This is a genomic window from Cutibacterium granulosum (assembly GCF_900186975.1).
GTDB classification, from domain to species: domain Bacteria; phylum Actinomycetota; class Actinomycetes; order Propionibacteriales; family Propionibacteriaceae; genus Cutibacterium; species Cutibacterium granulosum.
Genome location: NZ_LT906441.1, coordinates 662518 through 683742, shown reverse-complemented (window position 1 = coordinate 683742; position 21225 = coordinate 662518). Strand labels below are relative to the sequence as shown.

Here is a 21225-nt window from a genome sequence, read left to right as displayed (position 1 = left end):
GCGCGACGTGCCGATGGACGCGGCTCCGCAGAAATACGTCTGCTGTGCCGACGAGCATGCCATTCACGAAATGACACTCATGACAGTCATCATCTTGTTCCTCACCATACGACTTGGGGCTTCACTCATGGAATCCCCATCTTGGGATTTAATTGATGGAACTCTTGGATTGGCTTTTCTCTACACATCCGTTCGTTGGCTCGTGAATTTCCGGCTCTTCCCAGATGAGGGTGTAGCGCACGTCGCGCGGCGGGCCGGCGCGTCGGTGGCCGGATAGAGGTCGAGGTCTCCCGAGGATGAGAGCTCCTACACACTCAGCCCGAAAGACCTCGACGTGCACGACGCTACCGTCGACTGGGCGCGCTGATGCGTTCGCCAGCCCCGACCTGACTGCCTTCTGCCGCCTCGACGAACTCGGCCTCGTCGTCACCGGGCAGCGACTCGAGCCGGATCGTGCCGTATTGGCCTGCCAGGTGGTCGAGCCCGACCAGTGGTGCCGGCGCTGCGGCTGCGAAGGGAGACCACGTGACACCGTGGTCCGACGGCTTGCCCACGAACCACCGGGCTGGCGGCCCACGACGCTGGAGGTCGTCGTGCACCGTTACCGCTGCAGCGGCTGCGGGTATGTGTGGCGCCAGGACACCACCGCCGCGGCCGAGCCCCGGGCCACGTTGTCTCGGCGCGCTCTGCGGTGGGCGCTGGAAAGGATCGTGGTCCAGCACCTGAGCGTGGCTCGGGTCGCCGAGGGGCTCGCGGCGGCCTGGGACACCGCCAACGACGCCGTTCTGGCCGAGGGCAAGCGGGTGCTGATCGACCAGGAGCACCGCTTCGAGGGGGTGAAGGTCGTCGGGGTCGATGAGCACGTGTGGAGGCACACCCGTCGCGGCGACAGGTACGTCACCGTGATCATCGACCTCACCCCAGTGCGAGATGGCACCGGCCGGCACGGCTGCTGGACATGGTCGAAGGACGCTCCAAGCAGGCGTTCAAGACCTGGCTGGCCGACCGCCCGCAGGAGTTGGCGCGACGGCGTGGAGGTGGTCGCGATGGACGGCTTCACCGGGTTCAAGACCGCCGCCGTCGAGGAACTGCCCGACGTGGTGACCGTGCTAGATCCCTTCCACGTCACACGCCTCGCTGGCGAGGCGCTCGATGAGTGCCGACGGCGAGTTCAGCAGGCCATCTGTGGGCACCGCGGCCGCAAGGGCGACCCGCTCTATGCCGCCCGCCGGACCCTGTCCACCGGCGCCGACCTGCTCAACGACAAGCACAAGGACCGACTGGACACCCTGCTCGCCGACGACGCCCACGTCGAGGTCGAGGTCACGGAGCGTCTACCAGCGCATGATCGCCGCCTACCGCCACGAGAACCGGCGCCACGGCCGCGAGCTGATGGCCCGGCTCATCGACTCGATCAGCACCGGCGTCCCCAAGGCCCTGGTCGAGATCACCAAGCTCGGCAGGACGCTGAAGAAGCGCGCCGCCGACGTCCTGGCCTACTTCGACCGGCCCAGCACCTCCAACGGGCCCACCGAGGCGATCAACGGCAGGCTCGAGCACCTGCGCGGCTCGGCACTGGGGTTCCGCAACCTGACCAACTACATCGCCAGATCCCTGCTCGAGACCGGCGGGTTCAGACCCCGACTACACCCTGGATTCGGATGAGCCGGAATCGGGAATTCGGTACCTGAGCATTTGTGTGCCCGCGACTTGGCGGAACCTGAGAATTATGCCGGGGATTGCGACTGTCGTCGGATCCTCGCAGCGACCGTGGTCGCCACTGTGCCGCGATCGCTGGAAGTGACGAAATGGCGACCTACTCTCAAAACTTGGTCGTTATCGACCCTGTGACGATGGGAGATCAGAGAACCGTGGGTAATCGGATATTCAGCGAGGACGAGAGGTGGCTGTACCGGATCGAGCCGGGGTCGGACGCGCCGACCTTGGTGTCGACGGGGTCGATGCCCAGGATTAACGCGCCGCTGGCACCGATTCGTTCCTCTCGGCCCGCCGCAGCTGAGTCTCACAACCCTCGGGCTGCCCAAGCGGCACCCGCGCAGAAGGCCGAGCCCCGTCACCGGTGGCCTCGACCCTATGAGGTGGCGGCTGGTGCCTGCGCCTCGGCCGTTGCGACCGGAGCCGTGGGAGGCCTGGGAATCGGCGGGACGATGATCGGCGCTGCCGTCACCAGCCTCGTCATCGCTCTGGGCGGTGCCTTCTTCACCAGATGGTTCTCCCGGACCCACGACAATGTCTCGGGAGCTCGTCAACGTCGAGGGATGTGGACCCGCATGGTCACAGTGGCCCTCGTCGTGAGTGTGTTCACGGTTGTCGTCGGGGTGCTGTGGTTGGCGCCATCGGTCGGTCAGGAAGCCGGATCCTGGGTGCATCGGGCCACCGGCTCGCTCGAGCAGTGGCGGGAGTCAGCCCAACGTGCCTGGCCATATCTCAAAGCTGCCTGGCACGCCTTCCGGTGAACCTTCTCACGCCATCGTTCACCGAGGGCGTGACACTTTGTGTACTGGGTGCAGATTCTGCACTTGATGCAGACACTGCACTCAGTACAAAATTGTGAGTGTGACTTCACCAACAGCAATCCGCACTCAGGGCGTCATTCGCCGTGCTGCAATGGAATTGGCGGTCGAGAAGCCGGTGGACGAGGTCACAGTCGACGACATCGCCGAGCGTGCTGGGGTGTCGCGACGAACCGTGTTCAACCACTTCCCGTCCAAGTACGACGTCTATCTGCCTCCGGTGGTCGCCCACTCGGAGGAGGCCCTCGAGACCTTCGCGACGGACACCTCGACGTCACTGGCCGATGCCATTCGCACCCTGCTCGATGCCAGGTGGCGAAGCTTCGACGTCGACCTCGACGATCTGCGAGAGCTCATGAGAATCAGCGGGGAGAGCACCGAGCTTCGGATGGCCCTCAAGGAGTCCGTTGACTGTCAACGCGCTGCCCTCATGGCGGCAGCTGCTCGCCGGATCGGCCGCTCCGAGGACTCTCTGGAAGTCCTTGCCCTCGTGGGCACCATCCAGGCGATGGAGCGCTCAGTCTTCCAAGCGGCCATGGTCCGTCCTGGGGCCAGTTCTGCCGAGGTGGTCGGCACCTTTGACCGGGTCGTCGATGTCTGGGTCAGGCTGTCCGCGGAATTGGCCGGCGATCAGGTGTCGGTTTTGACGCCGTGAGCAGCGAGCTGACTCGTCACAACCTGCGCGACAACGCGCCCCGCATTTCCCATCCAACATCAGAAAGCTGTGACATGTCTGCAACTGCTGCCGCTCCTGAGGCTGCCAAGTTCAAACCAGATCGTCGATTCTGGGTTGTCTATCTCTGCCTCATGATGGTGATGTTCCTGTCCTCCTTGGACCAGACGATCGTCGCCACCGCTCTGCCGACCATTGTCGGTGACCTGTCCGGCGTCGAGCACATGGCGTGGGTCATCACCGCGTACACCCTGGCCATCACCGTCGGTATGCCGCTGTATGGCCGTCTCTCCGACCTCATCGGTCGTAAGACCCTCTACCTCATCGCCATTGGCCTGTTCCTGCTGGGGTCTGCCCTGTGCGGCACCGCTAACACCATGATCACCTTCATTTTCTTCCGCTTCATCCAAGGCCTGGGTGGCGGTGGCCTCATGATCTTGTCCCAGGCCATCACCGGCGACCTCATCCCACCGCGCGTTCGTGCCGCCTACATGGCGCCGATGGGCGCGATGTTCGGTGTGTCCTCGGTGCTCGGCCCGCTGCTGGGCGGCTGGCTCACCGACTCGATCTCCTGGCGCTGGGTGTTCTGGATCAACTTGCCGCTGGGTGTCGTGGCCTGGGTGGCCTGCCTCTTCGCCCTCAAGCTACCCAAGCATGAGCTGACGACGAAGATTGACTGGCTAGGTCTAACCCTCATGGACGTCGGCGCCGTGGCCATCGTGCTGGTGGCCACCTGGGGCGGTTCCCAGTACCACTGGCTGTCCTGGCAGATCATCGGCCTGAGCGTCGTCGCGGTCGTGGCGTGGGCTGTGCTGCCCGTCGTCGAGTGTCGGGTCGAGGATCCGGTGCTGCCGCTGGAGCTGTTCCACAACCGCACCTTCGTCGTCTCGACGATCATCGGAATGCTCGCCATGGGCGCCATGTTCGGTGTGCTGGCCTATCTGCCGACCTACATGCAGATGACCTACGGCTACTCGGCCACGGTGTCTGGTCTACTGCTCATCCCCATGACGATCGGTATTCTGTTGGCCTCGACGGTGACTGGCCTGTTGACCTCCCGGATAGGTCGTTACCGCATCTTCATCATCATCGGCCCGATCGTCGCTGCCGGTGGCATGACGCTGATGTCGACCCTGAACCAGGACTCCCCGGTCTGGCGGATCATGGGCGACACCTTCGTCCTCGGTCTGGGCATGGGTATGTTCTTCCAGCTGCTCGTCATGGCGGTCCAGAACGACGTCCGCCCAACCCTGCTGGGAACGGCCACCAGCCACAACAACTTCTTCCGTCAGATCGGTGTGTGCCTGGGCTCTTCTCTTATCGGCGTGGCCTTCACCACCCGCCTGACCAATCGTGTCACGGACCTGTTCACCTCCCTGGCCACCAGCAAGGATCCAACCGTTCTCAAGGCGCTGGGCTCGATGAGCTCGCACAGCCACGCCGCAGCCTCGCTGACCCCGGGTGCCGTCAATCAGATGCCTGACGCCATTCGGGACGGTATCGTCCAGGCCTACGTCAACTCCCTGACTCCGCTGTTCCTGTGGATGGCCCCGATGGTTGCTGTAGCAGGTCTGCTGGCCTTCCTCCTCAAGGACGTGCCGCTGTCCCACCACACTGGTATCCAGATGCGCGCCGCGTCTGAGTCTAGGGAGAGAACTTCTCAGGAGACTTTGGCAGCCTCCGGTGACGCCGTGGAGATTCCTTCCCTGGACGCCCGCGCTGAGGCTCCGGACGGCTCGGAGAGGGACGAGCCCTCCGGTACGCCACGGCATACCGCAGATGCCGTGAAGGTTGAAGGAGCTCCGCCGCGTCGAGCTGCTGGACCGGAACGACCAGCACAGGCCTGACAGTTCGGGACGCGCCACCTGGAAGAGGTGGCGCGTCCCGGCGTCTAGTTGTAATCGCCGGACAGGTTAGGTACGCGGTCGGCGGGTGATTTGCCTTTGAGCGCGGTGTGTCCGCGGTGGTGATTGTAGTGGTGCAGCCAGCCGGGGAGTTCGGCCAGGCGGTCGGTCTCGCTGGCGTAGGGCCGTGCGTAGGCCCACTCGGCGACCAGGGTCCTGTTGAACCGCTCGACCTTGCCGTTGGTCTTGGGCGTGTAGGGCCGGGTGTACTTGTGCGTGATGTGGGTGTCTTTGAGTGCCTTGTTGAAGGCTTTGGACCGGTAGCAGGAGCCGTTGTCGGTCAGGACCCGCTTGACGGTGATGCCCTGGCTGGCGAACCAGGCCTGGGCCCTGGTCCAGAACCCGGCAGCGGTGTCCTTGCGCTCATCGCTGAGGACCTCGACGTAGACCAGGCGGGAGTGGTCGTCGACGGCGTTGTGGATGTAGTGATACCCACCCCCGCTGCCGGATCGGCCACGGTTGCGTACTCCTTGGGCGCGTCCGACCATGCGGTGGCCGCCGCCGTCGGGGATCCGGCCCAGCTTCTTGATGTCGACGTGGACCAGCGAACCGGGGGTGTCGTGTTCGTAGCGGACGGGTGTGGGCTGGGCGCGTAGCCGGGCGCCGGTGGCCTTGTCGATCCAGGTCAGGGGTGGGCATCCGTAGCGTTGCAGGATCTTGCCGACGGTCGAGACGCTGAGGTGCTGGTGGCGTAGGTGGTAGGCGATGCGTGCTGGGCCCCACTGGTGGGTGATGCGCAATCCCACCACCCGTCGTTGCGTGCGACGGCAGACCCGTCGGGGCTGGTGGTGGGATCGGCTGGAGTGATCACGCATTCCGGCCGGCCCGTGGGCGCGGTAGCGCTGTGCCCAGCGTTGGGCCGTGGTGACGCTGACGTTGAAGCGTTCGGCGGCCCGACGCAGGGGCCAGCCATCCTCGACGATGCAGCAGGCCAGGCGCAAACGTCCGGTTTCGGACAACGGGGCATTACGGTGGGTCATGAGGGCCTCTTGGGAGTCGTGCTTTGTGTGGTAGCAACACACTCCACCCAGAGGCCCTCGCCCGTGTCCAGCCAGAGCTGTCTCTGACCAGCCCGATGTACCTAACCTGTGTGGTGGTTACAGCTAGCCTGGACGAACTCAACGACCAGATCCGTGTCTGGGAAGTCGACGACAACACCCGCCGGATCGCCGGCCATGCGAACACGATCGGGCAGGACTACCGCGCCGAACTCGACCACCTGGCGCCGCTGCCGGCCGATGACTTCGACCCCGGCCTGATCCTCCACCCACGCGTCGACCGCTCCGCCCTGATCACCGTGCGCATGGTCAAGTACTCCGTTCCGGCGCACCTGATCGGGCAGCGCGTCCGGGTCATTCTGCGGGCCTCGTGCGTGGTCGTGCTCGAGGGCCGCACCGTGGTCGCCACCCATCCCCGCCTCGGCACGCGTGGGGTGACCCGGGTCGAGCTGGACCACTACCTCGAGGTTCTGCGCCACAAGCCCGGCGCGTTCCCCGGCTCGACCGTCCTGGCCCAAGCCAGAGCCGCGGGGGCGTTCACCGCCGCCCACGACGCGTTCTGGGCTGCCGCCCGCAAGACCAGCGGCGACGTCGCGGGCACCCAGGAGTTGATCGACGTGCTCCTGCTCCACCGATCCCTTCCGGCCGAGGCGGTGATCGCCGGCATCACCTCAGCCCTGTCCGTTGGTGCGATCAGCCCCGACGTCGTCGCCGTCGAAGCCCGCCGCCACGCCATCACCCACACACCCGCCCCAGTCAGCCCGACCAGGCGGGGGACGGTCGTGAACCTGCCACCACGACGCCCCACCGACCCGCACCAGGTCATCGCGCACCTGCCCGAGGACACCCGCCCCCTGCCCACTGTCACTGCCTACGACGAACTCCTGCGCCGCCGCCAACCCGACCCCGCCCCGGCCTCCGCCGAGGTCCACCACCACACCCAGACAGGAACCCCATGACCACGAACACCAGCAGCTCCCGTCCGGGCGGTCTTCGTCGTCGTCACGGCCTCACCGAACAAGCCGCGCAGGCCGCGATCGACCAGGCCTGCCGCCGGCTGCGGCTGCCCACCATCCGCGCCGTCGTCGACGACGCCGTGACGGCCGCCACCAAGGAACAACTCACCTACCAAGGCTTCCTCGCCGAACTCCTCCTGGCCGAGGTCGACGACCGCGACCGCCGCTCCACCCTGCGTCGCATCAAGAGCGCCGGCTTCCCCCGCGAGAAATGGCTCGCCGACTTCGACTTCACCGCGAACCCCAGCATCAACCCCGCCACCATCAACGAGCTCGCCACCGGCGACTGGATCCGCCGCGGCGACCCCCTGTGCCTGATCGGGGACTCCGGCACCGGCAAATCCCACCTGCTCATCGCACTCGGCACCGCCGCCGCCGAACAGGGCTACCGCGTCCGATACACCCTCGCCACCCGGCTCGTGAACGAGCTCGTCGAAGCCGCCGACGAGAAACAACTCACCAAGACCATCAACCGCTACGGCCGCGTCGACCTCCTCGTCATTGACGAGCTCGGCTACATGGAACTCGACCGGCGAGGCGCCGAACTGCTGTTCCAAGTCCTCACCGAACGCGAGGAGAAGAACGCCATCGCGATCGCCTCCAACCAGTCCTTCTCCGCCTGGACCGACACCTTCACCGACCCCCGCCTGTGCGCCGCGATCGTCGACCGCCTCACCTACAACGCCACCATCATCGAAACCGGCACCAACTCCTACCGCCTCGCCCACACCCGAGCCCGACAGGCCGGGTGACACACTGCAAATAGGCAGTCGCCTACCGCCGGATCCACCAGTTGGGTCCGGCGGGTAGGCGTCACTCCCTGAGTCAGTTGCTGAGAGCGGTGAGCTGTTGCGTGCCGACGGGTTCGCGGGTCTGGGTGGGGATGACGGCCATGCGGTTGGTGGTGGCGGCCACCGCGTCCAGCTGCTGTTGCTCGGAGCGTGCGCGGGTGGCGAGCAGTGGGCTGGTGGGGTGGGCTGCCGCGAGGGAGTTGTTCACGACCCACGCCCACGGGTGGATGTTGGCGCGTTCCAGGTCGCTGGCCAGGGCCTGCGCCTCGGTGACGGGGGTGGTCTCGGGCAGGGTGACCACGATGATCTTGGTGTGGTCGGGGTCTTGGAGCCGCATCAGCGGGGTGGTGACGTGGCCGCGCTGGTCGTCGTCGAGGTGGCGGGTGATGTCGCGGTGGTAGGAACCGGTGGCGTCCATCAGGAGCAGGGTGTGGCCGGTGGGGGCGGTGTCCATGATGACGAACTGGTCGCGGGCCTTGTTCACGGCGCGGCTGAACTGCTGGAAGACGGCGATCTCCTCGGTGCAGGGGCTCATGAGGTCCTCGGCGAGGGCGGCGCGGCCGGCGTCGTCGAGCTTGGCGCCCTTGGAGGCCATGACGTGGTCGCGGTACTCCTGGATGGCCTTCTCAGGGTCGATGGCGCTGACCTCGAGCCCGTCGACGTCGTTGCCGAGGGTGGTCGACAGGTGCGCGGCGGGATCGGTGGTGGTGAGCAGGACCTTCTTGCCGCGCTGGACCAGGGCGATGGCGATGGCGGCTGCGACGGTGGTCTTGCCGACACCGCCCTTGCCCATCGTCATCACGAGCCCATGGTCGGCCTCGGCGAGCTGGTCGACCAGGCCGGCGAGGTGCGGCTGCTGGCCGATGCCCTGCCCGCCGGTGTCCTGCGCGTCGGCCTGCGGGGCGTCCTCGTCGTGGAACAGGGTGGCGAGTGCCTCCAGGCCGACCATGTTGACGCTCTTGAGGCTCACCGTGTCGCGGGGCAGGGCTGCCAGGGCGGCAGGCATGGCAGCGAGCGCGGCCTGTTCGCGGTCGTGGATGGCGCGGGACAGGTCGTCGGTGGCGGCCACGGCGGGCAAGACGCCGTTGACGACCAGGTTGGTGGCGTGGATGTCGAGCTCGGCGAGCTCGTCCAGGGTGCGGGCGACCTCGCGCAGCGTGGACTGCTGGGCCCGGGCGACGAGCACCAGGCGGGTGCTGGTGGGGTCGGTGAGGGCCTCGACGGCGGCGCGGTAGGTGGCGCGGTTCTTCTCGAGCCCGCTCATGGGCCCCAGACAGGACGCGTCGCCCTTGCCGTTGTCAAGGTAGCTGGTCCAGCTGCCGGGCAGCTGCAGCAGGCGGATGGTGTGGCCGGTGGGGGCGGTGTCGAAGATGACGTGGTCGTAGCCGGCGGTGGCCTGGGTGTCGGCGAGCAGGTCGGTGAACTCGTTGAACGAGGCGATCTCGGTGGTGCAGGAGCCCGACAGCTGCTCGGTGATGGCCTCGATCTCCTTGATGGGCAGGACCGCGCGCACCGGTTCCAGGATCTTGTTGCGGTAGGCCTCAGCGGCCTCGTCGGGGTCAATCTCCAGCGCGTCGAGGCCGGGCACCTGCGGAATTGGGGTGATCTTGTTGCCGATGGTGGCACCGAACACCTGGGCGATGTTGCTCGCCGGGTCGGTGCTGACCAGCAGCACCCGCTTGCCCTGGTGGGCGAGGTGCACGGCCGTGGCGCACGCGATGCTGGTCTTGCCGACACCGCCCTTGCCAGTGAAGAAAAAGTGCCGGGGCGGGTTGTCGAGAAACTGGGTCATCACCATCTCCTGAAAGTTCGAGTCGGGGTCAGCAGCAGCCGGACACGGTGCTGGTAGTGGCGGGCTGCCCACAGCAGCCAGTGGACGCGGCGGGGGCTTCCTGCTGCGGGCCGCAGCATCCGCCCTGGGGCTGGGCGTCCTTCGTCGGGTTCAGGCCGGCGTAGCGCTCCAGCTCGTCGCGGCGCGGGTGGCGGCCGGCCAGCACGGTGACGTCGTCGACCAGCGTCAGAGGTAGCCCCTCGGAGCCGGCGGCCTGCAGGAACTTGACGACCACGGGGTGCTCCGCGAACTGCGCCGGCTCGCTGGCCAGATTGGCGCGGTGGACGTCCACCCCCTGCGCCTTGAGGGCGTTGACCGCGGCGGTGAAGTCGACCAGCTCCTGGTCGAGGTCGGGGCCGCAGACCCCGGTGTTGCAACACAGTGCAGGTTCGAAGACACGGATGACGGGCATGGGAAACCTCCGGCTCGGGTGGAGGACGACCATCACGCATTGATGACCGTCGATATGAGTGAGCGTGGCACACATATCGACAGGTGTCAATATGATCGGGTAGCATGTCTGCATGACCGAACTGCTGGAAGCCCCGATGGCCGCCGCCGAGGCCTGCGCGCCGGGTGGTGGCACGATCTCGATGGAGCAGGCGGAACGGGTTGCGCTCGTCGTGAAGGCGCTCGCTGACCCGGTGCGGCTGCGGATCCTGCACCACATCGCGGCCAGCCGGTGCTCCAGCGTGTGCGCGTGCCACATGCCCGAGGTGTTCGGCGTGACCCAGCCGACGCTGTCACACCACCTGAAGAAGCTGGTCGAGGCCGGGCTGGTGGACAAGGAAATGCGCGGCAAGTGGGCGCACTTCACCCCGCGACCCGAAGGGCTGGCCGCGTTGCACGAGTACCTCGCCATGCTGGGCTGAGGCCCGGCGACCCGAAAGGACATCCCCATGCACGTTGTGTGCGTCGGCGGCAGCGATGCCGGCATCTCCGCGGGGCTGCGTGCCCGCGAACTCGACCCGTCGACCGAGGTCACCGTCGTGGTGGCCGACGCCTACCCGAACTTCTCCATCTGTGGGATCCCCTACTACATCTCCGGCGAGGTCGGAGACTGGCACCACCTGGCACACCGCACCCGCGCCGACCTGGAGGCCGCGGGCCTGCACCTGCTGCTCGACACGCGCGCCACCCGCATCGACGTCGACGCCCGTCAGCTCGAGGCCATCGGACCCGACGACACCCCCGCCCTGGTCGACTACGACGCGCTGGTGGTCGGCACCGGCGCCCGGCCCGTGCGTCCCCCGATCACCGGACTCGACACCCTCGGCGCCGCCGACGGCGTCCACCTGTTGCACTCCATGGGCGACACCTTCGCCCTGGGCGACTCCCTCGAGAAGCTGCAGCCGCGCACCGCCTTGGTTGTCGGCGCCGGCTACATCGGCCTGGAGATGGCCGAAGGCCTCACCACCCGCGGCATCCACGTCACCCAGGTCGAGGCCGCCCCCGAGGTACTGTCCACCCTCGACCCCGAACTCGGTACCCTCGTCCATGCCGAACTCGTGCGGCACGGGGTCGATATCCACACCGGTACGAGCGTCACCGGCATAGCCAAGGGTGCTGACGGCCTGCACGTGACCGGTCAGGCCAGAGACGGCGAAGCCCTGTCGTGGGATGTGGACCTCGTTCTGGTCGTGGTCGGTGTCACCCCCGAGACCGACCTGCTCGTCCGATCTGGAGCCCAGACAGGGCCCCGCGGTGCGGTGCTCGTCGACGAGACGATGGCCACCGGCCTGCCACACGTGTGGGCCGCCGGCGACTGCGTGGCCACCCACCATCGCCTGCTCGGCACCACCTACCTCCCACTGGGCACCACCTCCCACAAACAGGGACGGGTCGCCGGCGAGAACGCGCTGGGCGGCAACGCCCGATTCGCGGGCAGCATCGGCACCCAGGTGCTCAAGGTGTTCGACCTGGTCGCAGCCCGCACCGGGCTGCGGGAGCACGAAGCCATCGCCGCCGGGTTCGACCCCGCCAGCACCACCTCGGCGCCCGACGACCACAAGGCCTACTACCCGGGATCCCACCCCATCACCATCCGCATCACCGGCGACCGCGCCACCGGCAGGCTGCTAGGTGCCCAGCTCGTCGGGCACCTGACCACCGAGACCGCCAAGCGGGTCGACACCTACGCCACCGCGCTCTTCCACGGCATGGACGTGGCCGACATCAATGACCTCGACCTCGCCTACACACCGCCGCTGGGCTCGCCTTGGGACGCCATCCAGATCGCCGCGCAGGCATGGGTGACCCAGCACCAGCCAGCGAGCACTCGCACCCAACCCTGACCCCTTGCAGTAATGAGCGCCCCCGCCGAGCGTGAACCCCGGGGGCGCTCCTCAGCGCGCGCTCACCACCCGCCCACACCCCCGACGGGCCAATCGTCAGCACGCCGCCGCCAAGCCATCCCCACCCCCGCCATGACAGGTGACCTCCACCCGGCCTAGCTCCACGGCCGCACCCCGACGCACCCGAAAGGGTTGAATCTCGAAGACGAACACCCCGTGACTTGTCATATTGACGGTTTTCTATATGATGAGGACGTTCATATCGATGATCGTCAATGTGAGGTAGTCATGGCCGTAACCACCACCGAACCACCGTCCACACCGACCCGGACGCCCGTGGCGCAGCAGCTGTCCACGCTCGATCGCTACCTGCCCGTGTGGATCCTCGCGGCCATGGTCGTCGGGCTCCTGCTGGGCCGTGTCGTCCCCGGCATCGGCACGGCGCTGGCCGCCGTCGAGGTGGACGGCGTCTCGCTGCCCATCAGCATCGGGCTGCTCGTGATGATGTACCCGGTGCTCGCCAAGGTCCGATACGACCGGCTCGGGACCGTCACCCACGACCGGCGCATGCTGGTCTCCAGCCTGCTGCTGAACTGGGTCGTCGGTCCCTTGGTGATGTTCACGCTGGCATGGACCTTCCTCGCCGACCTGCCCACCTACCGCACCGGCCTGATCATCGTCGGGCTCGCGCGCTGCATCGCCATGGTCATCATCTGGAACGACCTGGCCTGCGGTGACCGCGAAGCGGCCGCCGTGCTCGTCGCGATCAACTCGATCTTCCAAGTCGTCGCCTTCGCCGCGCTCGGCTGGTTCTACCTGTCCGCCCTGCCCTCCTGGCTCGGCCTCGAGCAGACCAGCCTGAACGTCTCCGCCTGGCAGATCGCCAAGAGCGTCCTGATCTTCCTCGGCATCCCGCTGGTCGCCGGATACCTGACCCGCACCCTGGGCGAGAACGCCTGGGGCCGCGAAACCTACGAGCACAGCTTCCTGCCGAAGATCGGCCCCTGGGCGCTGTACGGGCTTCTGTTCACCGTCGTCGTGCTGTTCGCCCTGCAGGGCGAACAGATCACCAGCCGCCCCCTCGACGTCGTCCGCATCGCCCTGCCGCTCCTGGCCTACTTCGCGGTCATGTGGGGCATCGGCCACCTGCTCGGACGGAGTCTGCACCTGGGCTACGAACGCACCACCACCCTCGCCTTCACCGCCGCCGGCAACAACTTCGAACTCGCCATCGCCGTCGCCATCTCCACCTTCGGTGTCACCTCCGGCCAAGCCCTCGCCGGCGTCGTCGGCCCCCTGATCGAGGTCCCGGCCCTCATCGGACTCGTCTACATCAGCCTCTGGCTGCGCAAACGCTACCCCGTCGACAGCCAGCACTGACCAGCCTTCTCACCCCCACAGGAGCGCCCATCACCACACCACCCACCCAGTGACCCGGCCAACCACACGACCCCGGGCGACCGCCCCCGCGAACGTCCAACCCCAACCCATTCGCTAGAACGATCAACCCAAGAAGGAACCATGCGCTACTACACCTCCGTCGACGGCTACACCATCGACACAGGAAGCAGCCCGTTCACCCCGCAGACCCCCGCGCCCGCCGTCCAGCCCAAGGCCGAAGCGTCGGCCGTCCAGCCCGAGCGCCAAGAGCCCGCCCCCGAAGCGGCTGCCCCGCGAACCTCCGAAGCCAGCAGCGCGCCGTGGAACTACACCACGCGACAGGCCACCCACATCGACGAGGCCGGCTACAGGGACACCACACGGGGCACCATCGCCACCGACAACACCGACTGGAAGGGCGTCACCCGCGGGGTCGTCAAGAGGCGCTTTCCGCCCCAGCACTGACACCAACCCCATGGCACGCAACCCCACGCGCGTGCCATGGGCCTGCTGGCTCGCTTCGAAACCGGGCGGGTAGGTGTCCGCTATCCGATCCCGAACGGATCCTGTCCGCACGTAACGGGGTGGAGCCAATTGAGGCCGTCATTCCGGGGCCGGATTAGCTTGACACAGCCATGGCGGTCTGGGTGCTGGCGCCCGATGTCCCAGTGGATCGCCAGCAGCGGGCTTTGCGGGTGGTTGACGAGTTCTACAAGCGGGCGCTGCAGTACGGCGATGATCTCGAGCCATACGTGGATCGCACCCACCCGGAGGCCGGCTCTTGGCTGGATTCCCGCGAGCACATGCGACACCGTCGGACAGAGGCCAGGTCGAGGTGGGCCGATGCTGCGGGCCTGACCAAGAAGCAGGCACTGAACGTGACCACTGTTGTGGGGGCAGCCGCCGAAGTGGTCTTCAGCCCCAGCGCTGCTCTGGACGTGCGCCTGCTGTGGCGGCTGATGAGCGGCGACGCCCACGCCCTGACGTGGCAGCTGGTGGGCCGCAGCACCCTCACCCAGCATGTCGGCGGGGGCATGGCCGAGTTCGCGGCGGGTGGCGACCTGGTCGAGCTGGCCGACGTCTTTGGCAAGTGCTATCGCCTCACCAAGCAGGGTTGGTCGCTGTTCGACCGTCGATGCGAAACACCTAAGCAACCTTGCCCTGCTGCTTCGGCGTCACGATGACCGTCTCGGGGTTCACGATCCTCTTCCGCCAGTCCTTGTAGGCGTTCTCCTTGGTGCCGGGGGCCGCCAGCTCGATAGTGAACAGTGCGTCGATCAGGGCCCGCTTCTCGTCCTGGTCGAGCAGGGCCCACTCGTTGGCCACGGTCTCCGGGGGCACATCGAGAATGCGCTGGGCCACCGGGGAGACCGGGGCTGGCAGTTGCTCCTCCAACGCCGCGCGACGCGCGGCGAGCCGCTTGTTGGCGGCCTTGAACTGAGCGTCGTCCATCTCGTCGTCGGCCAGCATTGTGGCGTAGTGGATCCTCTTGGCGTCGATGTCGGCCAACTCCCGCTGGATGGCGGCCGCATCGACGTCGGGCGCGGCGGGTGCCAACAGGGCCCTCATCTCGACCTTGCGCAGGGCCTTGACCATGAGGTCTTCGACCAGGTCGTCGATGGGCGCGGATTCCCTGTAGACATGCGTCTGGTCGGTGCGGCAGCGGTAACGGCGCCGACCTGCTCAACGACAAGCACAAGGACCGACTGGACACCCTGCTCGCCGACGACGCCCACGTCGAGGTCGAGGTCACGGAGCGTCTACCAGCGCATGATCGCCGCCTACCGCCACGAGAACCGGCGCCACGGCCGCGAGCTGATGGCCCGGCTCATCGACTCGATCAGCACCGGCGTCCCCAAGGCCCTGGTCGAGATCACCAAGCTCGGCAGGACGCTGAAGAAGCGCGCCGCCGACGTCCTGGCCTACTTCGACCGGCCCAGCACCTCCAACGGGCCCACCGAGGCGATCAACGGCAGGCTCGAGCACCTGCGCGGCTCGGCACTGGGGTTCCGCAACCTGACCAACTACATCGCCAGATCCCTGCTCGAGACCGGCGGGTTCAGACCCCGACTACACCCTGGATTCGGATGAGCCGAATTTCCTTGGCGTCCATAAAGAGGGTCACGTCGAGATGACGTGCTCATCCCTGACAAACCACCGGAGCACAACAGTCCCACGCTCGACACAGCGACTCATCTCGGCGGAAAGACGCCTGGTCCTGGGGACACTGGTGGATCATCGCTGGCGTTGCATGGACTCGACCGTCGAGTTCTCCTCCCATTCCACCGCGGTGCCCGCCGCCAAGGAGGCGGGCACATCGATGAGGCGCTGGTTGTCACTGCCCCGCCACGCTAGGGCGAGGGTACGACGGGCCAGCAGGAACGGGCCGTCCACCAGCACGTCGACCTCACCGAACAGCTGGGCGAGGTCGGGCTCGGCCTGGGCACGGCGCAGCAGCACCTCGAACCGGTGACCCGACCAGCACCACACGTCCCACCCGATCTCGTGGGCGTGACGCGCGAGCACAGCAGCATCGGCGGCCTGCTCGCTGGCCTCGCCGCCGGTGAGCGTGAGCCCCTGCGCCAGCGACGAGGCACGCATGTCGGCCATGATCTCCGCCACCGGCATCACTGCACCACCGCACGGGTCCCAGCTGGCAGGATTCTGGCACCCTCGGCAGTGCAGGGAGCAGCCTTGGGCGAAGACGGCGTATCGCACCCCGGGTCCGTCGACGATGGACTCGGGCTCGATCCCCGCGATCCTCATCTGCGTCAGCCGTGCCGGACGCGGTCGTTGACCTCGGCGCGCTTGGCGTCGTTGAACCGGTCCAGTCCACCGACGAGGTAGCCGGTGATGCGACGAATCCGCTCGAACGGCCCGGACTCCTCACCACGCCCGCACCGGGGGCACTCGTCGTCGATGATGCCGGTGTAGCCGCACTCCGGGTCACGATCGACCGGGTGGTTGATCGACCCGTACCCCACACCGGCGTCGTGCATGGCCCGCACGATCGTCTCGAATGCCTCGACATTGCGGCTGGGATCGCCGTCGAGCTCGACGTAGGAGATGTGCCCGCCATTGGTCAACGCATGGAACGGCGCCTCCAGGCGGATCTTCTCGGCTGCACCGATGTGGTGCCAGACCGGGATGTGGAACGAGTTGGTGTAGTAGTCACGGTCGGTGATTCCCGGCAACGCGCCGAACCGTTCCCGGTCCATCCGCACGAACCTGCCCGACAGCCCCTCGGCCGGGGTGGCCAGGGTGGAGAAGTTGAGCCCGGTCTCCTCGGCGGCGCGGTCGGTACGCTCCCGCAGATGGCTGATGAACCGGTACCCGAGGTCCCAGGCCTCCTGGGACTGCCCGTGATGGGCCCCCACGAGGGCGGTGAGGGTCTCGGCCAGGCCGATGAACCCGATCGAGAGGGTTCCGTGCCGCAGCACCTCCTCGACGCTGTCGTCGGGACCGAGCCCCGCAGAGTCGATCCAGACCCCCTGCCCCATGAGGAACGGGAAGTTACGCACCTTCTTGCGAGCCTGGATCTTGAATCGCTCCAGCAGCTGATCGATGACCAGGTCGATGGATGCGTCGAAGTCCGACATGAACCGATCGACGTCATGGTCTGCCTGGATGCCCAGACGCGGCAGGTTGATGCTGGTGAACGAGAGGTTGCCACGCCCCCAGGTCTGCGCCCTGCTGGTGTCGTGGACGTTGGACATGACGCGGGTGCGGCAGCCCATGTAGGCGATCTCGGTCTCGGGATGGCCGGGGCGGTGGTACTCGGCGTTGAAGGGGGCGTCCTGGAAGGAGAAGTTCGGGAAGAGACGCTCGGCGCTGGTGCGGCAGGCCAGCTGGAAGAGGTCGTGGTTGGGGTCGCCAGGATGGTAGTTGACCCCTTCCATGACGCGGAAGATCTGGATCGGGAAGATCGCCGTCTCGCCATTGCCCAGCCCGGCGCGGGTGGCCTCCAGCAGGCAGCGCATCACCAGCCGGGCCTCCGGGCTGGTGTCGGTGCCGTAGTTGATCGAGGAGAACGGCGTCTGGGCACCAGCGCGCGAGTTCATCGTGTTGAGGTTGGCGATGAAGGCCTCCATCGCCTGGTAGGTGGCCCGTTCGGTCTCGGCCACCGAGCGGGTGCGTACCTCGTGGTGGACCCGGACCACCTGCTCGGCGGAGAGTTCGGGCCAGGCCTCGGCGAGTTTTTCCCGCTCGGCGTGCTGGGTGGCGTCGTCGGCCTCCAGGGGCCAGGTGGCGGCAAGCCGCGTCACCTCGTCCTGACGTTCCTGGTCAGCACCGAGGACGCCAGCGGACTGAGCCATGTTGGCTCGCATCCGATCGGCGCAGGTGAGGGCGACGCCGGGGGCCATGTCCCGGTCGAAGTTGGGGACGGCCTGACCACCATGCTGGTCGTTCTGGTTGGACTGGATCGCGATGCACGCCAGGGCTGCGTAGGAGTTGATCGAACGCGGGGAGCGCAGGTGTCCGTGCCCGGTGGAGAAACCGGTGCGGAACAGCTCGCTGAGGTTGATCTGGCAGCAGGTGGTCGTCAGGGTGAGGAAGTCGAGGTCGTGGATGTGGATGTCACCGTCCCGGTGGGCGGCGGCATGGGCCGGGTCGAGCACCGAGAGCAGGTTGAACTGCTTGGCCGACTCGGTGCCGAAGCGCAGCATCGAGCCCATCGCTGTGTTGCCGTCGACGTTGGCGTTCTCGCGCTTGACGTCGCTGTCCCTGGCATCGGAGAAGGTGATCTCGCGCAGCGAGGTCATGAGGGCCGACTGCTGTTCGCGAGCCGTGGAGCGGCGCTGCCGGTAGAGGATGTATGCCTTGGCCGTCTCGGCCTGGCCGCGCTCCATGAGGACCTTCTCGACGACGTCCTGGATGTGTTCGACGTCGGGGATCACGGGGCCGGTCGCGGTGGCGGCCACCGTACCGGCACCGGGGCGCTGCTCGCTGCGTAGTTCGTCGACGACGGCCAGTGCGACGCTCAGCGAGATGGCCTCGGCCTCGGCGACGCCGGTGGCCTCCAGGGCCTTGCGAGCGGCATGGGCGATGCGGGCTGGGTCGAAGGCGACGATGCGCCCGTCGCGCTTGCGCACCTGACGTAGCACGGTGGAGGACGTCTGCCCCGGTCCATGCGACGTGAGCTGGGACGTGGTGGTGTGCCTCACGGGTGTGGTCGAGGGCGTCTGGGGGTGGTGTACGGTCATGTCTCTCCTCGGAGTTCGCCGCCCCTGTCACAGGGCTCGTGCAGCCGGGTCACAGCCCGGGTACTGGCAGGTCTTCGGACTCGGGGACGCGATCGTTCGATCTCCTACTGGACGACGCTTCCCAGCCAGTGGCCAGTGCGTGTGTCGCCGGTCGTTTCCCATACCGCTGCGGGACAGTCCCGGATTCCCACCGGGTTCCCTCTTGGCTCTCATATCCCAACATCTTGTGTTTGGACTGAAAGACCAGTACGACATCTAGTTATACACCATGTGGAACCCGCCGGTAGGCACATCTTGGGGCGTGTTCGGTGCAGGCGAATCTGCGGGCATGAGGAACGCCTCCACCCGATTGCTCGAGCGGAGGCGTTCCCCAAGGGATTGCGTCAGTCGATCAGCTCACTGATCCGTCACGACGATGACGTGGAGCTGACGGGGACCGTGCACCCCATTGACTCGGGCCAGCTCGATGTCACTGGTCGCCGAACCGCCCGAGATCCACGTCAGCGGGTGATGATCGAGCACGGCCGGTCTGACGGCCTGCACGGCCTCCGGCACATCGGAGACGACCTGGCTTGCCTTGATCACGCAGACGTGACGGTCGGGAACCAGGGTGAGGGCACGTCGTCCCTGATCGGCCAGATGGGTGAGCACGATGGTGCCGGTGTCGGCCACACCGGAGGCAGCCGCCGTGACGACGGCCTGGGTGTCGTCCAGCTCGGTCTTGCTCAGTTCCGGATCGTCGACACGAACCTCGATGCCAGCCTCGGAGATGGCCGTGCGCCAGGACTCGTCAAGCCCGGAGGGGACGACGACGGACTCGTCGGCCCCGGTCTCCTTGAGGGCGTCGACGACGGCCTGGGGCACGTCGACGGCGGGAACCTCCACGACGGAACAGTTGTAGTCGCGCACCCGCTGCACGAAGGTGCCCACGACGTCGTCCATGTCGATGCCCCGACCGTACTGCCAGGTGATCGGCGCATCCTTCTGCGGATCGGACTGCGTGACGTCTGCGGTGGCCTGGCGGATCCGGGCCAGGATGTCCTCACGGGCCTGAACTTCGTCGATCATCAGTGCTCCTCCCGATTCTTCTTCCACCAGTTGCGGAAACTCTGCGACGGGATCTCGTCGACGTCGCGGTACTTGAGCCATCGTTCGGCCACGGGAACCGGGATCGGCCCCAGCTTCTTGCCGCGCATCACCTTGCCGGCCAGCTGCGAGCCCTTCTGGACCATCTCGAAGTGCTTGGCGTCGCTCAGGGCCCACTGTGAAGTCTTCATGAGCCCCATCTCACCGGCTACCTCGTAGTCGGCGGGGATCTTGTCGGCCTTCTCGGACTGCACGACGCGCTGACGCAGGTGCACGAGGATGTCGGTGAAGGGGATCTTCACCGGGCACACCTCGTTGCACGCACCGCACAACGAGCAGGCGTAGGGCAGGCCACGGTCGACGGGGTCCTCCACACCACGCAGCTGCGGGTTGAGGGCGGCACCGATCGGTCCGGGGTACACCGAGCCGTAGGCGTGGCCGCCGGTGCGCTCGTAGACCGGGCAGATGTTGAGGCAGGAGGCGCAGCGGATGCAGCGCAGCACCTCGCGTCCCAGCTCGTCGGCCAGGGCGTCGGTACGACCGTTGTCCATGAAGATGACGTGCTGCTCCTGGGGGCCGTCACCCTCGGTGACACCGCTCCACATCGAGTTGTAGGGGTTCATCCGCTCGCCGGTGCCCGAACGGGGCAGCAGCTTGAGGAACACCTCGAGGTCGTCGTAGCTGGGCAGCACCTTCTCGATGCCGACGACCGACACGAGGGTCTCGGGCAGGGTGAGGCACATGCGGCCATTGCCCTCGGACTCCACGATGACCAGTGATCCGGTGTCGGCGAGCACGAAGTTGCCACCCGAGACGGCCACTTTGGCGCGCAGGAACTTCTCACGCAGGTGCAGACGGGCCGCGTTGGTGAGCTCCGGAGGATTCTCCGAGATGTCCTCGGGGGCCGGGCGGCCGTAGTTCTTCATCTCCTGCAGGAAGATCTCCCGCACCTCGGAACGGTTGCGGTGGATGGCCGGCACGACGATGTGGGAGGGGCGGTCGTGGCCCAACTGCACGATGAGCTCGGCCAGGTCGGTCTCCCAGGCGGCGATGCCCTGTTCCTCCAGGTACTCGTTGAGGTCGGTCTCCTGGGTGGTGATGGACTTGATCTTGACGACCTCGTCCACCCCCTTGGCCTTCGCGACCTGGGCGACGATCTCGTTGGCCTCCTGGGCATTGCGGGCCCAGTGCACGTGCACCCCGTTAGCCTTGAGGGATTCCTCGGCCTGCAGCAGGTAGGTGTCCAGGTGACGCCCCACCCGGTCCTTGATCTCCTTGGCGGCACCACGCAGATCCTCCCAGTCCGGGGACTCGGAGACGCGCATGGCGCGCTTGTTGCGGATCGTCGTGGTGGCGTTGCGCATGTTCTTGCGCTGCACACCAATGCTCAGCTCACGCTTGGCGGCTTCGGAGAACTTCGGCATCCCCAGGAACGTTCCGGGGTTGTCCGGGGCCGGGGTGAGACGGGCGACCCCGTTGTTGCCCTCGGTGATCCGACGCAGTTCGGTGGTCAT

General features: G+C 66.9%; 18 protein-coding genes, 3 pseudogenes and 1 riboswitch. Of the genes and pseudogenes, 13 read left to right on the top strand and 8 right to left on the bottom strand.

Translation table 11 applies throughout. The features are described 5' to 3' along the window. Positions 1 to 296 precede the first annotated feature (296 nt). From CKV91_RS02850 to CKV91_RS02835, 5 genes and pseudogenes are all read left to right on the top strand, one after another. Positions 297 to 1253 (top strand): annotated as a pseudogene (locus CKV91_RS02850) (ISL3 family transposase); the annotation flags it as partial. A 91-nt stretch (positions 1254 to 1344) separates the two neighbouring features. Continuing rightward, positions 1345 to 1665: a transposase gene (locus tag CKV91_RS10060; RefSeq protein ID WP_002546829.1), complete on the top strand. Its 321-nt coding sequence runs from the start codon at positions 1345 to 1347 to the stop codon at positions 1663 to 1665. A 125-nt stretch (positions 1666 to 1790) separates the two neighbouring features. Beyond that, positions 1791 to 2477, top strand: a complete 687-nt coding sequence (locus CKV91_RS09555; protein ID WP_065861039.1) for a hypothetical protein — start codon at positions 1791 to 1793, stop codon at positions 2475 to 2477. Between the two features lie 100 nt (positions 2478 to 2577). Further along, a complete protein-coding gene (locus CKV91_RS02840) occupies positions 2578 to 3189 on the top strand; it encodes a TetR/AcrR family transcriptional regulator (protein ID WP_065861038.1) in 612 nt (203 codons plus the stop codon). Positions 3190 to 3263: 74 nt separating this feature from the next. Then, positions 3264 to 5054 carry an MDR family MFS transporter gene (locus CKV91_RS02835; protein ID WP_065861037.1) on the top strand — a complete coding sequence of 597 codons (1791 nt, stop codon included), beginning with the start codon at positions 3264 to 3266 and terminating at the stop codon, positions 5052 to 5054. 44 nt (positions 5055 to 5098) lie between these two features. On the opposite strand, the gene CKV91_RS02830 is transcribed toward CKV91_RS02835, so the two are convergent. Next, entirely contained in the window at positions 5099 to 6091 is a 993-nt protein-coding gene (locus CKV91_RS02830) for an IS481 family transposase (protein WP_065861036.1), read from the bottom strand. Positions 6092 to 6189: 98 nt separating this feature from the next. Here CKV91_RS02830 and CKV91_RS02825 point away from each other — a divergent pair. Both CKV91_RS02825 and istB read left to right on the top strand, forming a co-directional pair. Then, positions 6190 to 7068: pseudogene (locus CKV91_RS02825) on the top strand (Mu transposase domain-containing protein); the annotation flags it as partial. Further along, positions 7065 to 7877 (top strand): IS21-like element helper ATPase IstB, encoded by an 813-nt coding sequence (istB, locus tag CKV91_RS02820; protein WP_065861035.1) that lies wholly within the window; start codon positions 7065 to 7067, stop codon positions 7875 to 7877. The pseudogene CKV91_RS02825 and the gene istB, both read left to right, overlap by 4 nt. A gap of 73 nt (positions 7878 to 7950) precedes the next feature. On the opposite strand, the gene arsA is transcribed toward istB, so the two are convergent. Beyond that, complete coding sequence (arsA, locus tag CKV91_RS02815; RefSeq protein ID WP_008598606.1) at positions 7951 to 9708, bottom strand: arsenical pump-driving ATPase; 1758 nt, start codon at positions 9706 to 9708, stop codon at positions 7951 to 7953. 28 nt (positions 9709 to 9736) lie between these two features. Next, positions 9737 to 10159, bottom strand: a complete 423-nt coding sequence (gene arsD, locus CKV91_RS02810; RefSeq protein WP_008598604.1) for an arsenite efflux transporter metallochaperone ArsD — start codon at positions 10157 to 10159, stop codon at positions 9737 to 9739. A gap of 112 nt (positions 10160 to 10271) precedes the next feature. Here arsD and CKV91_RS02805 point away from each other — a divergent pair, with 112 nt between their 5' ends. From CKV91_RS02805 to CKV91_RS02785, 5 genes are all read left to right on the top strand, one after another. After that, on the top strand, positions 10272 to 10619 hold the full coding sequence (locus CKV91_RS02805; RefSeq protein WP_002546835.1) for an ArsR/SmtB family transcription factor: 348 nt from the start codon (positions 10272 to 10274) through the stop codon (positions 10617 to 10619). A 27-nt stretch (positions 10620 to 10646) separates the two neighbouring features. Next, positions 10647 to 12041, top strand: coding sequence for an FAD-dependent oxidoreductase (locus CKV91_RS02800; protein ID WP_002546834.1), 1395 nt, complete (start codon positions 10647 to 10649; stop codon positions 12039 to 12041). 288 nt (positions 12042 to 12329) lie between these two features. After that, on the top strand, positions 12330 to 13421 hold the full coding sequence (gene arsB, locus CKV91_RS02795; RefSeq protein ID WP_065861033.1) for an ACR3 family arsenite efflux transporter: 1092 nt from the start codon (positions 12330 to 12332) through the stop codon (positions 13419 to 13421). Positions 13422 to 13562: 141 nt separating this feature from the next. Beyond that, positions 13563 to 13886 carry a hypothetical protein gene (locus CKV91_RS02790; protein ID WP_008598593.1) on the top strand — a complete coding sequence of 108 codons (324 nt, stop codon included), beginning with the start codon at positions 13563 to 13565 and terminating at the stop codon, positions 13884 to 13886. A 170-nt stretch (positions 13887 to 14056) separates the two neighbouring features. Further along, the gene (locus CKV91_RS02785) at positions 14057 to 14605 is read left to right on the top strand and encodes a hypothetical protein (RefSeq protein ID WP_002546831.1); all 549 of its coding nucleotides are present in this window, start codon (positions 14057 to 14059) and stop codon (positions 14603 to 14605) included. On the opposite strand, the gene CKV91_RS02780 is transcribed toward CKV91_RS02785, so the two are convergent. Continuing rightward, complete coding sequence (locus tag CKV91_RS02780; RefSeq protein ID WP_002546830.1) at positions 14568 to 15017, bottom strand: hypothetical protein; 450 nt, start codon at positions 15015 to 15017, stop codon at positions 14568 to 14570. The two genes, CKV91_RS02785 and CKV91_RS02780, sit on opposite strands and share 38 nt — an antisense overlap. A gap of 74 nt (positions 15018 to 15091) precedes the next feature. Here CKV91_RS02780 and CKV91_RS02775 point away from each other — a divergent pair. Continuing rightward, positions 15092 to 15512, top strand: a pseudogene (locus tag CKV91_RS02775) (transposase); the annotation flags it as partial. Between the two features lie 144 nt (positions 15513 to 15656). Here CKV91_RS02775 and CKV91_RS02770 read toward each other — a convergent pair. The 4 genes from CKV91_RS02770 to CKV91_RS02755 all read right to left on the bottom strand — a co-directional run bounded on the left by CKV91_RS02770 (position 15657) and on the right by CKV91_RS02755 (position 21225). After that, positions 15657 to 16187, bottom strand: a complete 531-nt coding sequence (locus tag CKV91_RS02770; protein WP_065860954.1) for a 4Fe-4S single cluster domain-containing protein — start codon at positions 16185 to 16187, stop codon at positions 15657 to 15659. 5 nt (positions 16188 to 16192) lie between these two features. Further along, positions 16193 to 18625, bottom strand: a complete 2433-nt coding sequence (locus CKV91_RS02765) for an anaerobic ribonucleoside triphosphate reductase (RefSeq protein ID WP_095140946.1) — start codon at positions 18623 to 18625, stop codon at positions 16193 to 16195. Positions 18626 to 18673: 48 nt separating this feature from the next. Beyond that, a riboswitch (cobalamin riboswitch) is annotated at positions 18674 to 18888 on the bottom strand. Between the two features lie 133 nt (positions 18889 to 19021). After that, complete coding sequence (locus CKV91_RS02760; protein WP_021105925.1) at positions 19022 to 19693, bottom strand: LutC/YkgG family protein; 672 nt, start codon at positions 19691 to 19693, stop codon at positions 19022 to 19024. Next, entirely contained in the window at positions 19693 to 21225 is a 1533-nt protein-coding gene (locus CKV91_RS02755; RefSeq protein WP_065860955.1) for a LutB/LldF family L-lactate oxidation iron-sulfur protein, read from the bottom strand. Before CKV91_RS02755 ends, CKV91_RS02760 begins: the two co-directional genes overlap by 1 nt.